Origin of the sequence: Desulfonatronospira thiodismutans ASO3-1 (assembly GCF_000174435.1) — a bacterium.
Taxonomy (GTDB): domain Bacteria; phylum Desulfobacterota; class Desulfovibrionia; order Desulfovibrionales; family Desulfonatronovibrionaceae; genus Desulfonatronospira; species Desulfonatronospira thiodismutans.
On the sequence record NZ_ACJN02000001.1, the window covers coordinates 1,295,273 to 1,312,527 of the forward strand.

7 protein-coding genes are annotated in these 17,255 nt (G+C 48.4%); 5 read left to right on the top strand and 2 right to left on the bottom strand.

Annotated elements, in window-relative coordinates; translation table 11 throughout:
- Positions 1–239: 239 nt before the first annotated feature.
- On the bottom strand, positions 240–371 hold the full coding sequence (locus tag DTHIO_RS22650; RefSeq protein ID WP_279614610.1) for a hypothetical protein: 132 nt from the start codon (positions 369–371) through the stop codon (positions 240–242).
- A 378-nt stretch (positions 372–749) separates the two neighbouring features.
- Between DTHIO_RS22650 and DTHIO_RS21640 the strand changes: the two genes are divergently transcribed.
- From DTHIO_RS21640 to DTHIO_RS06030, 3 genes are all read left to right on the top strand, one after another.
- Positions 750–5,627, top strand: coding sequence for a PAS domain S-box protein (locus DTHIO_RS21640; protein ID WP_008869454.1), 4,878 nt, complete (start codon positions 750–752; stop codon positions 5,625–5,627).
- Positions 5,628–6,118: 491 nt separating this feature from the next.
- The gene (locus DTHIO_RS19590; RefSeq protein ID WP_208596370.1) at positions 6,119–9,154 is read left to right on the top strand and encodes a PAS domain S-box protein; all 3,036 of its coding nucleotides are present in this window, start codon (positions 6,119–6,121) and stop codon (positions 9,152–9,154) included.
- Between the two features lie 46 nt (positions 9,155–9,200).
- Positions 9,201–10,766, top strand: coding sequence for a methyl-accepting chemotaxis protein (locus DTHIO_RS06030; RefSeq protein ID WP_008869456.1), 1,566 nt, complete (start codon positions 9,201–9,203; stop codon positions 10,764–10,766).
- Between the two features lie 251 nt (positions 10,767–11,017).
- Here DTHIO_RS06030 and DTHIO_RS06035 read toward each other — a convergent pair whose 3' ends face one another.
- Positions 11,018–11,479, bottom strand: coding sequence for a DUF4351 domain-containing protein (locus tag DTHIO_RS06035; protein WP_244156320.1), 462 nt, complete (start codon positions 11,477–11,479; stop codon positions 11,018–11,020).
- Positions 11,480–12,370: 891 nt separating this feature from the next.
- On the opposite strand from DTHIO_RS06035, the gene DTHIO_RS06040 reads away from it, so the two are divergent.
- Both DTHIO_RS06040 and DTHIO_RS19595 read left to right on the top strand, forming a co-directional pair.
- A complete protein-coding gene (locus DTHIO_RS06040) occupies positions 12,371–13,345 on the top strand; it encodes an HD-GYP domain-containing protein (protein WP_008869457.1) in 975 nt (324 codons plus the stop codon).
- A 341-nt stretch (positions 13,346–13,686) separates the two neighbouring features.
- Positions 13,687–16,884, top strand: coding sequence for a PAS domain S-box protein (locus DTHIO_RS19595; RefSeq protein WP_008869458.1), 3,198 nt, complete (start codon positions 13,687–13,689; stop codon positions 16,882–16,884).
- The last annotated feature ends 371 nt before the right edge of the window (positions 16,885–17,255 follow it).

Below are 17,255 nucleotides of genomic sequence, written 5' to 3' on the forward strand. Positions count from 1 at the left end.
GTTTGCCCTGGGTCTTTTTGGTCAACAGGTGCGCTGCTGTAACCAGGGCATTTAATGCGTTGCGGGCTTGGGGGTCAAGATATTTGTATTCGTTTGTTTCATCACACCAGGGGCGTGACAGGCCGGCGGGGTTTCCGCTCTCGACTTGGGAGTTCGCCTGGTGTCAACTCTCGGTGGTGATTGCTGGCACCCATTGACCGGGAGAAGTTCCTTAAGGTCGGCGTGGATGACTACATGGTCTACACACTGTAATCAGTCTGCCTGAATGATATTGCAAATGCCAGTATTTCTATCGCAAACTGCTTTTCAATGCGCTCAAATTCATGTATCAGGGTGGCAACGTATCTGTCCATGGCTATATAAGGTGCCATGGCCAGGTTTCGGTTTGTGACAACGGAGCAGGCATGGACCAAGACACAGCGACTAAAGTTTTACTATTAACCAGGGAAGATCTGTCCAGTGTACTGAAGGTGAAAAAGGTACGGCCTGGGACTTGATCTGTGTAAAGAATTAGTGGAGAAGCACAGGGGACGGATCTGAATAAACCTCCAGCACGGTAAGGGCACTACTGTATATTTTAAAGTGCCAGATAGTGGTGAAACTGATTATTATTAACGATTTATGTAAATTGTACTCTTGATCATAAGTTTATAAACTGACATATTAACTTTGTACACTATTCAAGTATAGATTTGTCATTGCTGGATGATCTATGCTTCTGCTGACCCACCTTCAATCCGGAGTATTAAATGACCACAAAAAACTCCTCATTTCCACCTTCTCAAAACCTGCCCGGCGGGACAGGGTTCATGGACTGCAGGGACCTTCTGGAAAATGCGCCTACAGGCATCTTCACTTCCACCCCTGAGGGAAAGCTTATTTATGTCAATTCTGCTTTGGCCAGGATGTTCGGGTATGATTCACCGCAGGATATGGTGGAGTCGGTCACGGACATTGCCTCACAGTTATATGCAAACCCCGCTGACAGGGCGGCTTTCCTGCGACACCTGGAAGATAAAAAAGAGCTGGTCAACCATGAATACCGTATGCGCCGCAGGGACGGTACCGAGTTCTGGGTTTCCAGAAATGCACGGGCTGTACTGGATGAAGATGGTCGCCTCGTGGCCTGTCAGGGCTTCACCACGGATATTACCGAGCGTAAGCAGGTCCAGGAGGCGCTTGGGGCCAGTGAAGAAAAACACCGCCTCCTCTTCGAAACCATGGCCCAGGGGGTTGTGTACCAGGATGCTGAAGGAGTGATCATTTCGGTCAACCCGGCTGCGGAAAGGATACTTGGCCTCACTTCAGAACAGATTGTGCGCAGGAGTTCCATGGACCCGCAGTGGAAGATGATCCAGGAGGATGGTTCAGAAGTGCCTGGTTCACAACACCCAGCCATGACTGCTCTTAAATCCGGAAAGACCACAGGGCCGGTGACCCGCGGTGTGTACCACCCAGTCAGTAATGATCATATCTGGCTGTCCATCACTGCTGTTCCCATGTTTCATCCGGGCGACTCAAAACCCTGTCAGGTATATACCACCTTTGAGGACATAACCCGGCTTAAAGAACAACATGACGAGTTAAGAAAACGCGAACAGATGTTCACAAATCTGTTTGAAAAGCATGCCGCTGTAAAACTGATGGTAGATCCGGATACCGGGGCAATTATCGACGCCAACCATGCTGCTGCAGAGTTTTACGGCTGGTCCCGGGAGGAGCTGAAGAAAAAGTATATCCAGGAAATTAATACGCTATCACCGGATGAACTGCACAAAGAACTGGAAAGGGCCAGAAGCAGAGACAAATTCTGGTTTGAATTCCAGCACCGCCTGGCTGATGGTTCCATCAGGGATGTAGAGGTGTTCAGCAGCAAAATCGAGTCCCATGGCAGGCAGGTGCTTTATTCAATAATCCAGGATATTACAGACCGCAAAAAGGCCGAAAAAGAGCTGCTGGAGAGCAGAGAGCGTTTTTCTCTGGCCATGGAGGCCACAAAAGACGGTCTGTGGGACTGGGATGTGAGCACTGGAGAGGTGTACTTCAGCCCGGGATATGTCTCCATGCTGGGATATGATTCTGCAGAAGTGCCCGGGCATGTGCAGACTTGGCTGGATCTGATTCATCCTGAAGAGAAGGAAAAAGCCTACCAGGCCAACCTGGACTGTATAAACAACCTGGTGGACTCCTTTGCTGTCGAATATCGCATGCAGGCCAGAAATGGAAACTGGGTATGGATCCTGGGCCGGGGCAGTGCAGTCAAAAGAGACGAGACCGGCAAAGCCCTGCGCATGATCGGGACACATACGGATATCACCAGACGCAAGCTGGCGGAAGAATCCCTGCGGGAGCAGGAATTCTTCTACCGCAGTATACTGGAAAGCATCAACGACGCCGTGTTCCTCACTGATGCACAGGGAGACCTGACATTTGTCTGCCCCAATGCCCATGTGATTTTCGGCCGGTCAAGGCAGGAACTGCTGGAAATGGCCAACATTGAGCATGTACTGGGGTCACGTCTTATTAAATCCGGGGAGCTTGTCGAAGATGAACAGGAAATAAGCAACCGGGAGTGCGCCATCAAAGACTCCCGGGGCCACTGGCGGTATCTCCTGGTGAATATCAAACGCCTGCCTGAGCAGCTTCATGAAAAAGGCTTGTACCTGTATTGCTGCCGGGACGTGACTGAAAAAAAGAAAACCGAGGATACTTTCCGGCAGACTCTGGAGAGGTACAGGCTCATTGTTGAAAATGCCAATGAAGGTATCCGAATACTGGACAGACAGGCCAGGCTGAGTTTTGCTAACCGCTCAATGGCACTGATGCTCGGATATTCACCAGAGAAAGTTACCGATCATAGTATCTGGGACTTTATTCACCCGGAAGATCAGGATAAATTTAACCGTATCTGGGAAAATCGAAAATCCGGCAAGGCGGAAAAATATGAATTAAGACTCATTCACAGAAACGGATCCACCGTATGGACCCTGGTTTCTTCCACCCCGTTGTTCAAGGACAAAGAATTCAACGGCTCCTTTGCCTTAGTTGCAGATATTACTGAAAAAAAACACTTGGAAGAGGAGCTGCGTAAGCAGCAGGAAATACTCACCTCCATGGAAGAAATGGCCAGGGTTGGAGGATGGGAATGGGACATTGATGCCCGGACCATGACCTGGACCAGGGGAGCATACCTGATTCATGATTTCGAGGTTAATCATAACCCCACCCTTTCTTCAGAGCTTATTTCCAAAAGCCTGGAATGTTATTATAAAGAGGACAGGTCCAGGGTATCCAATGCCTTTCAGGCATGCGCGGAAAAGGGCGTTGCTTATGACCAGGAGTTTCCTTTTGTCTCAGCCAGAGGTCGCAGACTCTGGGTGCGAACCGCAGCCTGGCCGGTTTACGATTCCGGTAGAATAGTCCGGGTTGCCGGGCACATAATGGATATTACCGAGCTTAAGCAGTCCCAACTGGATTTACAGGAAGCCAGGGACAAAGCCCAGGAAGCCACCCGGGCCAAGTCCGAATTTCTGGCCAATATGAGCCACGAAATCCGCACTCCTATGAATGGTGTGATCGGTATGACCGATCTGCTTATGGATACCGAGCTGCGTCCGGAACAAAGAAGCCTGGCCGAATCCATCCAGAGCAGCGGCGAGGCTTTGCTGGCCCTGATAAACGACATCCTGGACTTTTCCAAAATCGAGGCCGGTCGTCTGGAACTGGAAAGCGTAGATTTCAACCTGCGCTACCTGCTTGAAGACCTGGCCTCTCTCATGGCTGTACGGGCTGATGAAAAGGGGCTGGAACTGATCTGTCTGCCTGATCCGGATGTACCGGCCCAGGTCCAGGGCGACCCCGGACGCCTGCGACAGATACTGACCAACCTGGTGGGCAATGCCATCAAGTTTACTCACCAGGGAGAGGTTGTGGTCAGGGTGCAGAGGTCAGAGGTCAGTGCAGATGATGTTCTGCTTCTCTTCACAGTCCAGGACACCGGCATTGGTATTCCTGAAGACAAGATTGACCTTCTTTTCAACAAGTTTTCCCAGGTGGACGCATCCACCACCCGCAAATTCGGCGGTACAGGCCTTGGTCTGGCTATATCCAGGCAACTGGCTGAAATGATGGGTGGTGAAGTCGGGGTCCAAAGTGAATACGGCCGGGGTTGTAAGTTCTGGTTCACGGCCCGGCTCACCCTGCAGAAGAAGCAGGAAGAGCCCCTGCCTGCTCTGCCACAGGATCTGCATGGTGAGCATATACTTATTGTCGATGATAATGAAACCAACCTGGAAATTCTGAAAAAACAGCTTGAGGCCTGGGGAGTAGAGGTAGAGCAGGCCTCTGGGGGACATGAGGCCCTGCGCATACTGGACAGGGTTTACTCAGAGGGCAATTCTTTTGCCATGGCCATTCTGGACATGCATATGCCAGCTATGGACGGAGGGGAGCTTGGCCAGCGTATAAAAAAGAGTGGTAAGTTTAATGATCTGCCTCTGGTAATGCTGACCTCTCTGGGACGTCCCGGTGATGCCAAAATTTTTGAAGAACAGGGCTTTAATGCCTACCTGAACAAGCCCGTCCGCCAGTCCGAACTCTTTGATACCCTGCTGACGGTTCTTTCCAGTGCCGGCAAAGCCCCGGGCCATTCCATCATCACCAGGCATCAGGCCCGGGAGATAAAAAGACAGCAATCCGAGCTGATAAAATTTAAAGGCCATGTGCTTGTTGCCGAGGATAACCCGGTCAATCAGAAAGTGGCTGTCGGCCTGCTTAATAAAATGGGGCTGAGTGCGGACATTGTAGATACTGGACTGAAGGCGGTTGAGGCCTTGCAGAACCAAAGCTATGATCTGGTACTTATGGATGTGCAGATGCCGGAAATGGACGGACTGGAGGCGACACAAGAGATAAGGAGGATGGAGCATGGGACAGAGGAAAGAGAACAGAGAACAGGAGACAGAAGGTGGGAGAGCCAACCCCTGAACCCCTCAACCCCAGAATACCATAATCCCTCAATCCCAAAATCCTTCAATCCCAAAATTCCTCAATCCCTCAATCCCAAAATCCCGATAATCGCCATGACCGCCGGAGCCATGAATCAGGACAGGGACAGATGCTTTGAGGCCGGCATGGACGATTATGTCAGCAAGCCTGTCAGTCATCAGGAGCTTCTAAAGGTTTTGAACAGGTGGCTGGAAAAAGAAGATGGACATGACGGTGATACAGGTGAGACAGGTCCATCAAAGGATGTTGCCCCTGCTTCAACCTCAGAGCAGCCTGAGAATCCTGTTTTTGACCAGGAGGCTCTATTGACCCGGATGGGGAATGATTCTGAGCTGGCCTGCGAGATCCTAACCCTGTATCTTGAAGGCAGCCCGGCAAACATGGCCGTCTTGAAAGAAGCTCTGGACCATAAAGACTGGAAACGAGCATTCAAAGAAGCGCATTCAATCAAGGGTAATTCAGCCAATGCCGGCTGTTTGCGCGTCTCAGAGACAGCCAAAGAAATAGAAAAAGACCTGCAGGAAGGCAGTGTGGACGGTCTACAAGATAAAGCAACTGAACTGGAAAAAGAGCTTGAAAAGTGCAGAATGGAAATCAAGTCTTTTCTGGAGAATGAATAGAAGTATGGACCTGCGTAGCATTGTAACGTGGCGAGAAGCCGTTAATTTTCAGAAATATTGTAAATAATGCTCAGAAAGCACTGTGGATGATGTGTGGTTGAGTGAATACCAAGACTATGCCACGACGATAGTCAGGTATTAAACTTGAGAGGAATACCATTCGCAGGAATCATAATATAGAAGGCTGGTAAGCATTCAGGGGGGTGCCGGAATCACGCTTCTGGCGTGACCGGGGACAGTTCCGCACTTATTTTTTTCTGATGGACAATTTTTGGCTGTTGGCGTTGGAAAAATAAGTGCGGGACAGTCCCCAGGCCTGGTGCCAGGAACTAAAACTGAGTACCCCCTGAATGCTTACTCTGTGGTGATGCAGCAGAGCCTTGCAACCCAGAATATAGAAAATGGAGCATATCATGTCTGAAGACGGTACTTGCAAAAAGTCTTCTGTTCCCTCCCCGATAAAATGTCAGGAACTGCTGATAAAAGCCCCTATGGGCGTTTTCACGTCTACTCCCGAGGGCAGGTTTCTTACAGCAAACCCAGCCATGGCAAAGATGTTCGGTTATGACACCCCCCAGGAAATGATTGATTCCATAACTGATATTGCCAGTGAATTTTATGCCGAATCCTCAGACAGGAATAAAATATTGCAGCTGCTTGAAGTTCACCAGCAGGTGGAAAACTTTGAGTGCCGGCTTATAAGACGTGACGGTTCATGGCTCTGGTCATCCATAGACGTTTTAGCCATGCGCGATGAATCCGGCAGTATCACCCATTATCATGGTTTTATAACAGATATTACTGAGCATAAGCAGGCCCAGGATCAGATAGAGAAAAAAAGCGAGGAGCTGGAGCTTTACTTCAATTCCAGTCTTGATCTTCTCTGCATAGCCAATGTCGATGGTCGATTTCTCCGTCTCAATCCGGAATGGGAAAAAGTGCTTGGCTATACCACCCAGGAACTGGAAGGACGCATGTTTTTGGATTTTGTGCATCCGGATGACGTGGAGTCAACCGTGGCAGCAGTTTCCAGGCTGGAGAACCAGGAGCAGGTTTTAAACTACGTGAACCGCTTTTGTTGCAAGGATGGGTCTTACCGTTGGATTGAATGGCGCTCCAGACCCCTGGGGCGACAGATATATGCTGCAGCCAGAGACATTACTGAACATAAAAAGGTACTGGCAAAGCTGCAGGAGAGCGAACAAAGCCTGGCCAGAACATTACAGGCCATCGGTGACGGAGTGATTTCCACTGACATGGATAGCCGGGTGGTCCAGATGAACCCTGTGGCTGAAAAGCTCTGCGGCTGGGATGAAGCCGAAGCCCGGGGGCGTCTGCTGAGCGATGTCCTCAGGATCGTCAATGCAGACACCCGTGCCGTGGTTGACAACCCGCTTCAAAAGGTTTTTGCCACTGGACATACTCTAGGGCTTGCCAGTCACGTCATGCTGTTATCCAGAACCGGAGAGGAATATCATATTGCTGATTCTGCGGCCCCCATCAGAGACAGTCATGGCAACATCACCGGTGCGGTACTTGTGTTTCGCGACGTAACCCGGGAACATGCTCAGGCCGAAAGACTGCGCACCAGCGAAGAACGTCTGGATCGGGCCATGGCGGTCAAAAACGAGGGTATCTGGGACTGGAACCTGGTAACCAATGAAACCTACTTTGATGATCGTTATTACACCATGGCTGGTTATTCCCCCAATGAATTCCCCCAGCACTTTTCAGGCTGGGCAGAGCGAGTACACCCTGAAGATTTGCAGAAAGCCACCTCGGCCATAGAGGATTGTATCGCCGGAAAGACTGAAACGTTTGATATCGAGTTTCGATTTAAACATAAAGACGGTTCATGGATCTGGATCCAGGGGCAAGGCAAAATCATGGAACGAAACCCAGATGACTCCCCTTTGCGCATGATCGGTACTCATACCGATATCACCGAACGTAAGCTGGCTGAGGAGGCATTGCTGGAAAGCGAGGAAATGCAGCGCAAGATTTTGCAGGCTGTCCCGGATTTGATTGTCAGGACCGATCTGGAGGGAATAATTACCTTTGTTAATGAGCTGGCTTATCCCGGCCTGAGTTATATTCCCCAGGCAAGCATCTACGGGAGAAGTCTCTTTTCCTTTATTGATGCCCGTGATTTGCCTCGGGCCCAGGAGAATGCCCTAAAGAGGCTTGAAAAGAACATCGGCCCGCAGGAATACAGGCTGAATTTTGAAGAGGGCATTTCCATTGATACGGAGATCAATGGCGCAGTAGTCTACGACAAAGAAAGTATGCCTGTGGGGATGGTTTATGTCATCCGGGATATCACCGACCGCAAAAGGGACAAAAAAGAACTGCTCAAGGCCAAAGAACAGGCCGAGGCTGCCAACCAGGCCAAATCCAGGTTTCTGGCCAATATGAGTCATGAGTTGAGAACTCCCTTTAATGGAATCATGGGAATGATGCAGCTTCTTCAGACTACAACCCTGGATGAGGAGCAGCAGGAATACGTGGACATGGCTATCAAGTCATCTCAGAGGTTTGCCCGCCTCCTTTCGGATATTCTTGACCTGTCCAGCGTTGAAACCGGAAGAATGAGCATCTTTAATTCGGAGTTTGATCTTGGAGAAGCGCTTGGCTCTATTCATGATATTTTTGATGCTTCAGCCAGAGAGAAAGGTGTTTTTCTTGAATATCTACCAGGCGATGATGTTCCTGCAAAGGTCATAGGTGACGCTGTCCGGGTCAAACAGATACTTATTACCCTGGTAAGCAATGCCCTTAAATTCACCGAAAAGGGGGTCGTTGAGATCCGGCTGGATGCTCTTTGCGCTGCAAAGGGCGGTGATGTGAGAATAAAGTTTGCTGTATCCGACACTGGTATTGGTATCCCTGAAGACCAGTTGAAAAATCTGTTCACTCCCTTTGAACAGCTGGATGGTTCTTATACCCGCAAGCATCAGGGTGCCGGGCTTGGCCTGTCCATAGTCAAGCGCCTGGTGGAACTGATGAACGGCAACATAGACATTGACAGCCTGCCCGGGGAGGGAACCACGGTGCATGTGGTCCTGCCTTTCGGTCTGTCTGCCCGGGATGACCGGGAAACGCCAGGCAAAGCTCTTTCAACAGAGCAGTCCCGGGATTTTTTGAATATCCTTCTGGCTGAAGATGAACCATTGAATCAGAAATTTATGGTGACCCTTCTGAAAAAGTTCGGACACAATGTGGTTTTAGCCCCCAACGGCAAGCAGGCGGTTGAAGAATTTTTCAGGCATGATTTTGACTGCGTCCTTATGGATATCCAGATGCCTGAGATGACAGGTCTGGAAGCTACCAGGGCAATCCGGGAGGCAAAGTCTGCTGGTTCAAAAAGAGATGTCCCGATAATTGCTGTTACCGCCCATACCCAGTCAGGTGACAGGGAAAGGTTTCTGGATGCAGGTATGGATGATTATATAGGAAAACCTGTGAGCAGTCAGGATTTTCAGAGGGTTTTTGATAAATTTTTCGGAGTCAAACAAGTGCAGGCGTAAAGCTTGATCGTGAGTTGAATATCCAGGTCCAAAGCAGAGGATAAAGATGGATTCAGGCAAAAAGATTATCATATTCCTGATTACCGGAATTATTTTAATGGCTGTTCTGGCAGTGGGAGTATTATTGACCACTGAACAGAATGCTTCTGCTGCCCTGGTTGTTGCAGTTGTTGGAGCATTGATTATGGCCGGGAACTTGATACTGGTCCGGAGATTGCTCTGTGATATACATAGTGCGGGGCGACTTGCTGCTAATCTGGCTCAAGGACAACCACTGAAACAGATAGAAGAAAACAGATTTCAGCATGGGCAGTTATCCGGGCTGGTGGAATCCGTTTATAAGGCCTCCAGCGTGTTGAAATATGAAAAAGGCCTTAAGTCAGGGATAATCGAAGGCCTTCCAATGCCCTTTCTCCTTGTGGATACTCAGGAGAGGATACTTTTTACCAATCAGATATGTATGGACATGCTGCAGATTGATACCTCTCCCTCGGAGCAGCTCGGCAAAACTCTTGCCGAAGTCTTTTATAACGACCCTGGAAGGAAGACCGCGGTTGGTAAATCCATCACTCAGGGAGAAGTGTTCAAAAACCTGGAAGTCGTCATCACCGGACATAAAGGACGCCAGACACACGTGCTGGCCAATGTTTATCCTCTTTACGACCTGGATGACCAGTGCATTGGAGGGTGCTGTATTTACCTGGACATGACAGAGCTAAAAGACAAAGAAGAGGAAATAAAAAGACAAAATCAGCTCATATCCGATACTGCTGCCAAAGCTATAACAATTTCAGACAATGTGGCCTCGGCCACGGAAGAATTGTCAGCCCAGGTGGAGCAGGCCAGCCGGGGAACCGAAGAACAAACGAACAGGATCGGCGAAACAGCCACATCCATGGAGGAAATGAACGCTACAGTGCTTGAGGTGGCCAGGAATGCTTCCGGGGCTGCGGAGCAGACGGATGCGGCCAAGGCCAAAGCTGAAGAAGGGGCTGGGGTTGTCAAACAGTCCGTGGACGCCATTAAAGAGGTTCAGGAGCAGTCCAGGGCCATGAAAGAAAATCTGGGCTCCCTGGGGAAGCAGTCTGAAGAAATCGGCAAAGTAATGACTGTGATTGACGATATAGCCGATCAGACCAACCTTCTGGCCCTCAACGCTGCCATTGAGGCGGCCCGGGCCGGGGATGCCGGACGGGGTTTTGCCGTAGTGGCCGACGAAGTGCGCAAACTGGCGGAAAAGACCATGAACGCCACCAAGGAAGTTGAAAAGACAGTAAGTTCCATTCAGGAGAGCACAAGGTCCAATATGGACAGCATGGATCAGTCTGTTCAAGCCGTGGAGAAGGCTACAGAGCTGGCCAACAGCTCCGGCCAGGCTCTGCAGGAAATCGTAAATCTGGCCCAGGAGGCCGCTGATCAAGTGCGCTCCATAGCCACTGCCAGCGAGGAGCAGTCCTCTGCCAGCGAGGAAGTGAACAAAAGTATGGAGGACGTGAACCGCATTGCCAGGGAAACCGCCGATGCCATGAACCAGTCGGCTCAGGCGGTGTCTGATCTTGCCAATCAAGCCAGTGAGCTGAAAAAAATCATCGAAGACCTGAACAAAACGTAAACTTCAGGCTCATGTTTAGTTTAATGGTAAGCATTCAGGGGGCAGGAATCATGCAAAGTTTCCTGCTTGAGAGGCCGGTAAAGTCTTTCTGGCCCTCTTTAATCTTCAAAACCGTGTGTACGAAGCACCTGCCTGCCCGCTAAAATTGCGAAGGACAGCAAAGCGCATTTTAGTCGGGTGTACGTCTGCAGGCTTCCCGTGCCTAAGAAGATTTTTGGCACCCCAAAGGATTCCTGCCTGACAGATGGGGATTAGCTGTCATTCAAAACTTCGTCCATGCTCTGGGCAGTAAGGATACGTTCTGACCATTGCCTCAGTTTTTGAGAATCGGCAGACTCAATCAATCGTTGCTTGTCTTCCGGGATAGGACCAAACTTAAGGGCCAGCTGGCGCAGAAGCAGCTGGGCTTCGCCTTTTTGCATGCCCTGTTGCATGCCCTGCTGCATGCCTTTCTCTATGCCCTCCTGCATGCCCTTTTTAAGGGCGATTCTTTCTATGCTTGTTACGTATGGCATTTGATACTCCTCCTCTATTTGACGAATATCACTGAAAATTTTGGATTCCAGGTCTTCAGGTAAGGACATCAGCCAGTCCAGCACTTTAAACAGATCCAGGATTCTCTGACGATCCCAGCCCCGGGCAAAGAGAATGCGGATCAGCCGAATCTTGGCTGCGTATCGCTCCTTTGGTTTGCCCTGGGTCTTTTTGGTCAACAGATGCGATGCTGTAACCAGGGCATTTAATGCGTTTCGGGCTTGGGGGTCAAGATATTTGTATATGCCGGTATAATCAAACCAGGCCAGGCTTTTCCTCCAAGGGTCATCTGTCCATTGTGCCTGTCCCTGATAAATTCCTGTCCCTGATAAAAGGAAGGGAGCTCATACAACCACCCCCAGCCCCTCCTTGGCTAAGGAGGGGAGTTTACGTGTTACCATTCAGGGGATGCCAGCAATTGCCACCGAGAATAGACTTGAGGCGTACTCCCCAGCCGTGAGCGGCAGAGCCGCCCGCTCGCCCCGTGAAACACCCAGCACTCACTTTAATAATTTCGGTTTCATCACAAGCAAACAAATGGAAAAGTGAGTGCTGGGTCAGCGCAGCGGGTTTCACCGGGGTGTGCAACGAAGTTGCCAGCCTGCCCCGTTGAATAGCTCAAAGAGCTGGCCCGCAGGGCATTCAACTGGGGTGCCAAAAAATCTTCTTAGGCACGGGAAGCCTTCAGGCGTACACCCGACTAAAATACGCTTTGCTGTCCTGCGGAATTTTATCGGGCAGGCGGGTGCTCCGCACACACGGTTTTGAAGAATAAAGATCCTTAGCAAAGCATTACCTGCATGGCAGACAGGCAAATTGGCATCCCCCCCCTGATGGGTTAAGCGGGGACAGCCCCCTGGCCTTGTGCCCTCAGTCACCACCGAGGTCCCCCTGAATGGTTACCCCTGGTTAATATACATTTTTTTGTGGATTATGTTCTGGGTTGTCATGGGGCATAAAATGTGAAATATAGGTGATTGTTGTCTCGTATTATGATTCAAGTCATGGAGCTTGTGATATTATATATTTTTTTCAGTATAGCAATAAATGGGCATCTAAAGGATCCTTAAATGAAGTCGAATCAAAATGGTGATCTTGAGCAATTTTTTCCTGTATCAATATATTCAATACAACCTAATAAAGTAAATGACTTTCGAATATACATAAAAAGAGGTAATAATTACGTATTATTGACAAACAAAAAGGAAGCATTTTCTCTTTCGCAAAGAGATAGATTGTATAATTTAAACATTGAAACTGTATATATACCATATAATGAGGCTGAAAGTTATGATAGGTATTTAGTAGAAAATTTAGATAAAATTTTGTATGATGAAAATATCCCTTTACATGAAAGAAGCAAGACTTTTTATAATTTAGCAACTGATCTATCTTATGAAGTGATAAATGAAAAACTGTCATCAGATTATAAGTTTAAAGATTTATTAAATGTTATAGATCAGACTATAGATTTTCTTTCTAAACCTGAAAATTTAGCATCTGTACGCAAACTGATAAGTCATGATTATTATTCTTATACTCATTCTGTGAATGTTTTTGTTTATTCAGCATTTCTACTTAATCAATATAATTATGATAAAAAAGATATAACTTATATAGGATCTGGTGCCTTTCTGCATGATATAGGAAAATCTTTAATTCCACACCATACTCTTAATAAGCCTGGTGCTTTAAATAATAAAGAGTGGGAAATTATGAAAAAGCATCCTGAATATGGTATAGAAGCTTGCAGTAATTTAAGTTTATCTTATAAAACAAAATTTGTTATCAGGAATCATCATGAAAAACTGGATGGAGAAGGTTATCCAGACAGAATTAAAAAAATTCCTCACTATGTACAAATTGTAACTTGTTGTGATATTTTTGATGCACTAACTACAAACAGAGTATATGCTAATAAGCGCAGTCCATTTGAAGCTTTTAAATTAATGAAAGATAAAATGCATAAGCAGATAAACCTGGATATATTGGCTACATTTATTAAATTTATGGGCAAGAGTCCTGAAACTGTTCATTCTGAATAACAATAGATGTGACTGCAAAAAGTCATTTTTGCAGTCACAGACGTCAGAGATCAGGGGTCAGTAAAATCAGAGAGTTATGCAGATTGTTGATTTCTGAATTTTTCATTTCCCGACTTTTTGCAGGCGCATCACAATAATAATTTGGTGTAACATTTTAGCCATTTTTATGGAAAGCAGGGGACAGGCTCGCCCTATGGCACATGCGATGACACAGCTGAACTGTTACAATTTGACAAACTTTTTTTCGCAATCATGCACGGAAAAAAGGCCGCCTTTGGATAAATTCAGAAATAGGGTCATACAGTTTTTGTCGATCTCACCTAAACCTGTTTGGAGCGGTCATGCCACAGGATAACACATCTAAAGGCCTTTCCGAACTCACCCCGGAACAGTGTCAGGAGCTGTTCACAAATGCCCCGATAGGCGTTTTCACCACCACCTCGGATGGACATTTGCTATCAACCAACCCGTTTCTGGCCCAGATGCACGGTTATGATACTCCCGAAGAACTCATTGACTCCATAACTGATATCCCCAGCCAGTTATACGCAGATCCTGAAGACAGAAGCAAACTGCAGCAACAGCTTGCAACCCGCGGCCAGGTGCAAAATTTTGAGTGCCGCTTTCTCAGGCGGGATGGGTCAGTGTTCTGGGCATCCATAAATATCCGGGCAGTGCGGGATGCAACTGGCAGTTTCACTCATTATCAGGGGTTTGTTTCGGATATTACCGCGCATAAACAAACAGAAGAAGCCCTCCGTAAAAGTGAAGAAAAATACAGGACGGTTTTTGAGAATACAGGGACTGCAAGCTGTATCCTGGAAAAAGATGGCACCATATCCCTTGTCAATGCCAGATTTGCCCAGCTGGCTGGATATCACCCTGAACAGATTGAAAACAAAAAAACCTGGATGGAATTTGTAGTCCCGGAAGACCTTGAGAGCATGCGGCACCAGCATAATCTAAGACGTAAAGACAGAAAAAAAGCTTTAACTGAATACGAATTCAGGTTTGTGGATAAAGACAGTAATGTGAAGAACATTTACTTATATATCGACATGATACCCGGTACGGACAAAAGCGTGGCTTCACTGCTGGACATTACTGATCTCAAGCGTTCTGAGCAGGAAATGAAAGCCCAGAAAAGACTGCTTGAGGGTATCATCAACGGTGTTTCAGATGTCCTGGCCATCCAGTACCCCGACTTGAGTATAGAGCGCTACAACCAGACTGGCTACGACCTGCTGGGCATGTCTCTGGATGAGGTAAAAGGAAGAAAATGTTTTGAGCTCATAGGACGCCTCCAGGAATGTGAAGAATGTGCCACAAGAAAGGCCCTTAAAAGCAGGAAGGCAGAGCAGATAGAAAAGTTTGTTCCGGAACTGGGCATTTATCTTGAATGCCGCAGTAATCCCATACTGGATGAGAAAGGAAATGTCGTCCAGCTTATTGAACAGCTGAGGGATATTACTGAGTATAAACAAAAGGCAGAAGCCTTGCGGGAAAGTGAGCAAAAGCTGAGGTCTCTTTTTTCCGCAATGACTGAAGCAGTGGTTTTGCATGAGCTGGTTTTTGACAGCCGGGGAGAAGCAATAGATTATCGCATTATTGACTGCAACCAGGCATTTACAAAAATGACAGGCATTTCCAAAGCAGAAGCTGTGGGAAAACTGGCCACAGAAGTGTACGGCACCGATACACCTCCCTATTGGCAGGAATTTTCTCAGGTTGCAATTACCGGGACACCATTGGATTTTTCAACTTATTATCAACCACTGAACAAGCATTTACGCATTTCTGTTGTTTCACCGGAGAAAAATAAATTCGCCACTATTATCACGGATATCACTGAGTTGAAAAAGGCCGAGGAAACGATCCGCCTGAATGAAAAACGTCTTCAGACCCTTCTTGACCTTAATAACATGAAGGACGCCAGCGTAACCGAACTCACACATTTCGCAATGGAGGCAGCAGTGTCCCTGACCGGCAGTTCAATGGGTTACGTAGCTTTCCCCAGTGAGGATGAAACGGTGCTTAACATGTTTGCATGGTCCAGCAAAGCCATGCAGGAATGCGCGATCAAGGACAAACATGTGGAGTTCAAGGTATGCGATACAGGACTCTGGGGCGAAGCCATCCGCCAGCGCCGTGCAATTATCACCAATGATTACTCGACGTCATCTCCTTTGAAAAAAGGCATGCCCGAGGGTCATGTCCATGTAACCCGGCATATGAATGTCCCCATCTTTGACCAGGACAGGATTGTTATCGTTGCCGGTGCAGCCAACAAGCCAACCGCCTATAGTGACGATGATGTCCGCCAGCTTGAGCTTCTCATGTCCGGCCTTTGGACTATCCTCTGCCGCAAGAGGGCCGAACAGGAACGCGAACAGCTACAGGCCAGACTCCTTCAGGCCCAGAAGATGGAATCCATAGGCATCATGGCCGGTGGGGTGGCCCATGACTTCAACAACCTCTTGCAGACCATGAGCGGCAACATCGAGTTTCTTTTACAGGACAAGTCTGCGGATCATCCTGACATTTCCAGACTGCAGGCCATATCTCGCTCCATAGCACGCTCAGCCAGTCTTGTTCAACAGCTGTTGCTTGCAGGCCGCAAAGCAAAGTTCCAAAAAGTTCAAGTGGATCTCAATGAAGAACTGCAGGAAGTCTTCCAAATGCTTGAGCGGGTTGTCCCCAAAATGATCGCCCTTGAGCTGCACCTTGATCCTTACATCGAACCTATTGCTGCCGATCCGGTTCAGATCGAGCAGGTGCTTCTCAACCTGGCCAACAATGCTGTGGACGCCATGCCCCAGGGAGGACGGCTTGCCTTTGAGACCAATAGTGTGGTCCTGGACGAGGCTTTCGTAAAATTGCATCCCGGCGTAACTCCTGGGAATTATGTCCTTTTGTCTGTGACCGACACTGGATGCGGCATGGACAGGGAGACACTGCACCACATATTCGACCCCTTCTTCACCACCAAGGAAACCGGCAAGGGCAACGGCCTGGGTCTGGCCACTGCTTACGGCATTATCAATGCGCACGGCGGTTACATCCAGTGCTACAGCGAACCCGGACAGGGTACAACCTTCAAGATATTTTTTCCTGTCCAGGAAGCTGATGCATTGCAGCCAGATGAGTCTGCTCCGGCTGAAAATGCCCCGGGAGGCCGGGAAACAATCCTGGTGGTGGACGATGAACCGGAAATCCGGGAACTGACCCGGGAGGCTCTGGAATCATTGGGTTATTCCGCCAGAGTGGCCTCCAGCGGAGAAGAGGCTCTGGATATCTATAAACAGCAGGGGGAAAATGTTGACCTGGTGCTGCTGGATCTGAACATGCCGGGCATGGGCGGACGCAAATGCCTCCAGGAACTGCTGCACCTTGATCCCCGTGTCAGGGTTCTCATCGCCAGCGGGTATGCTTCCAACGGTCTGGATGTTTTAAATATTGGCTCCAGGGGGTATTTAGGAAAGCCCTATCAAATCAACGAACTGGCAGCTAAAATCAGGGAAGTACTTGACGATGCTTAGAGCTGTGCTGCCCGAAAGACAATTGTAGAGAGAGGTTATAAAAGCATTATGAGTGACTGGTGGTTGTGTGTATAACGTCTATGTGGCAGGAGTAGTCTGGAATTAGGCCTGGGAGGAATACCAATCCAAAGATTGAGTCGGTGGGGCAGGCAGTTACGCCTGCCCCGGGTTGATTTTAACGGTAGATGTTTTCAATCCAGTGCAGAGCTTCAGCATCGCTGACCTTTCCAGATACCGTTGTGTGGTGGCCAGGTTGGCATGCCGCAGGATGACCCTGGTCCCAATTTCCAGAGGAGCCCCAGCATGTGAGGCATGGGCGAATCTGTTTTACATGGCAAGTCAGTCTTGCCCCTGGCGCCTCCTTAGTCCAG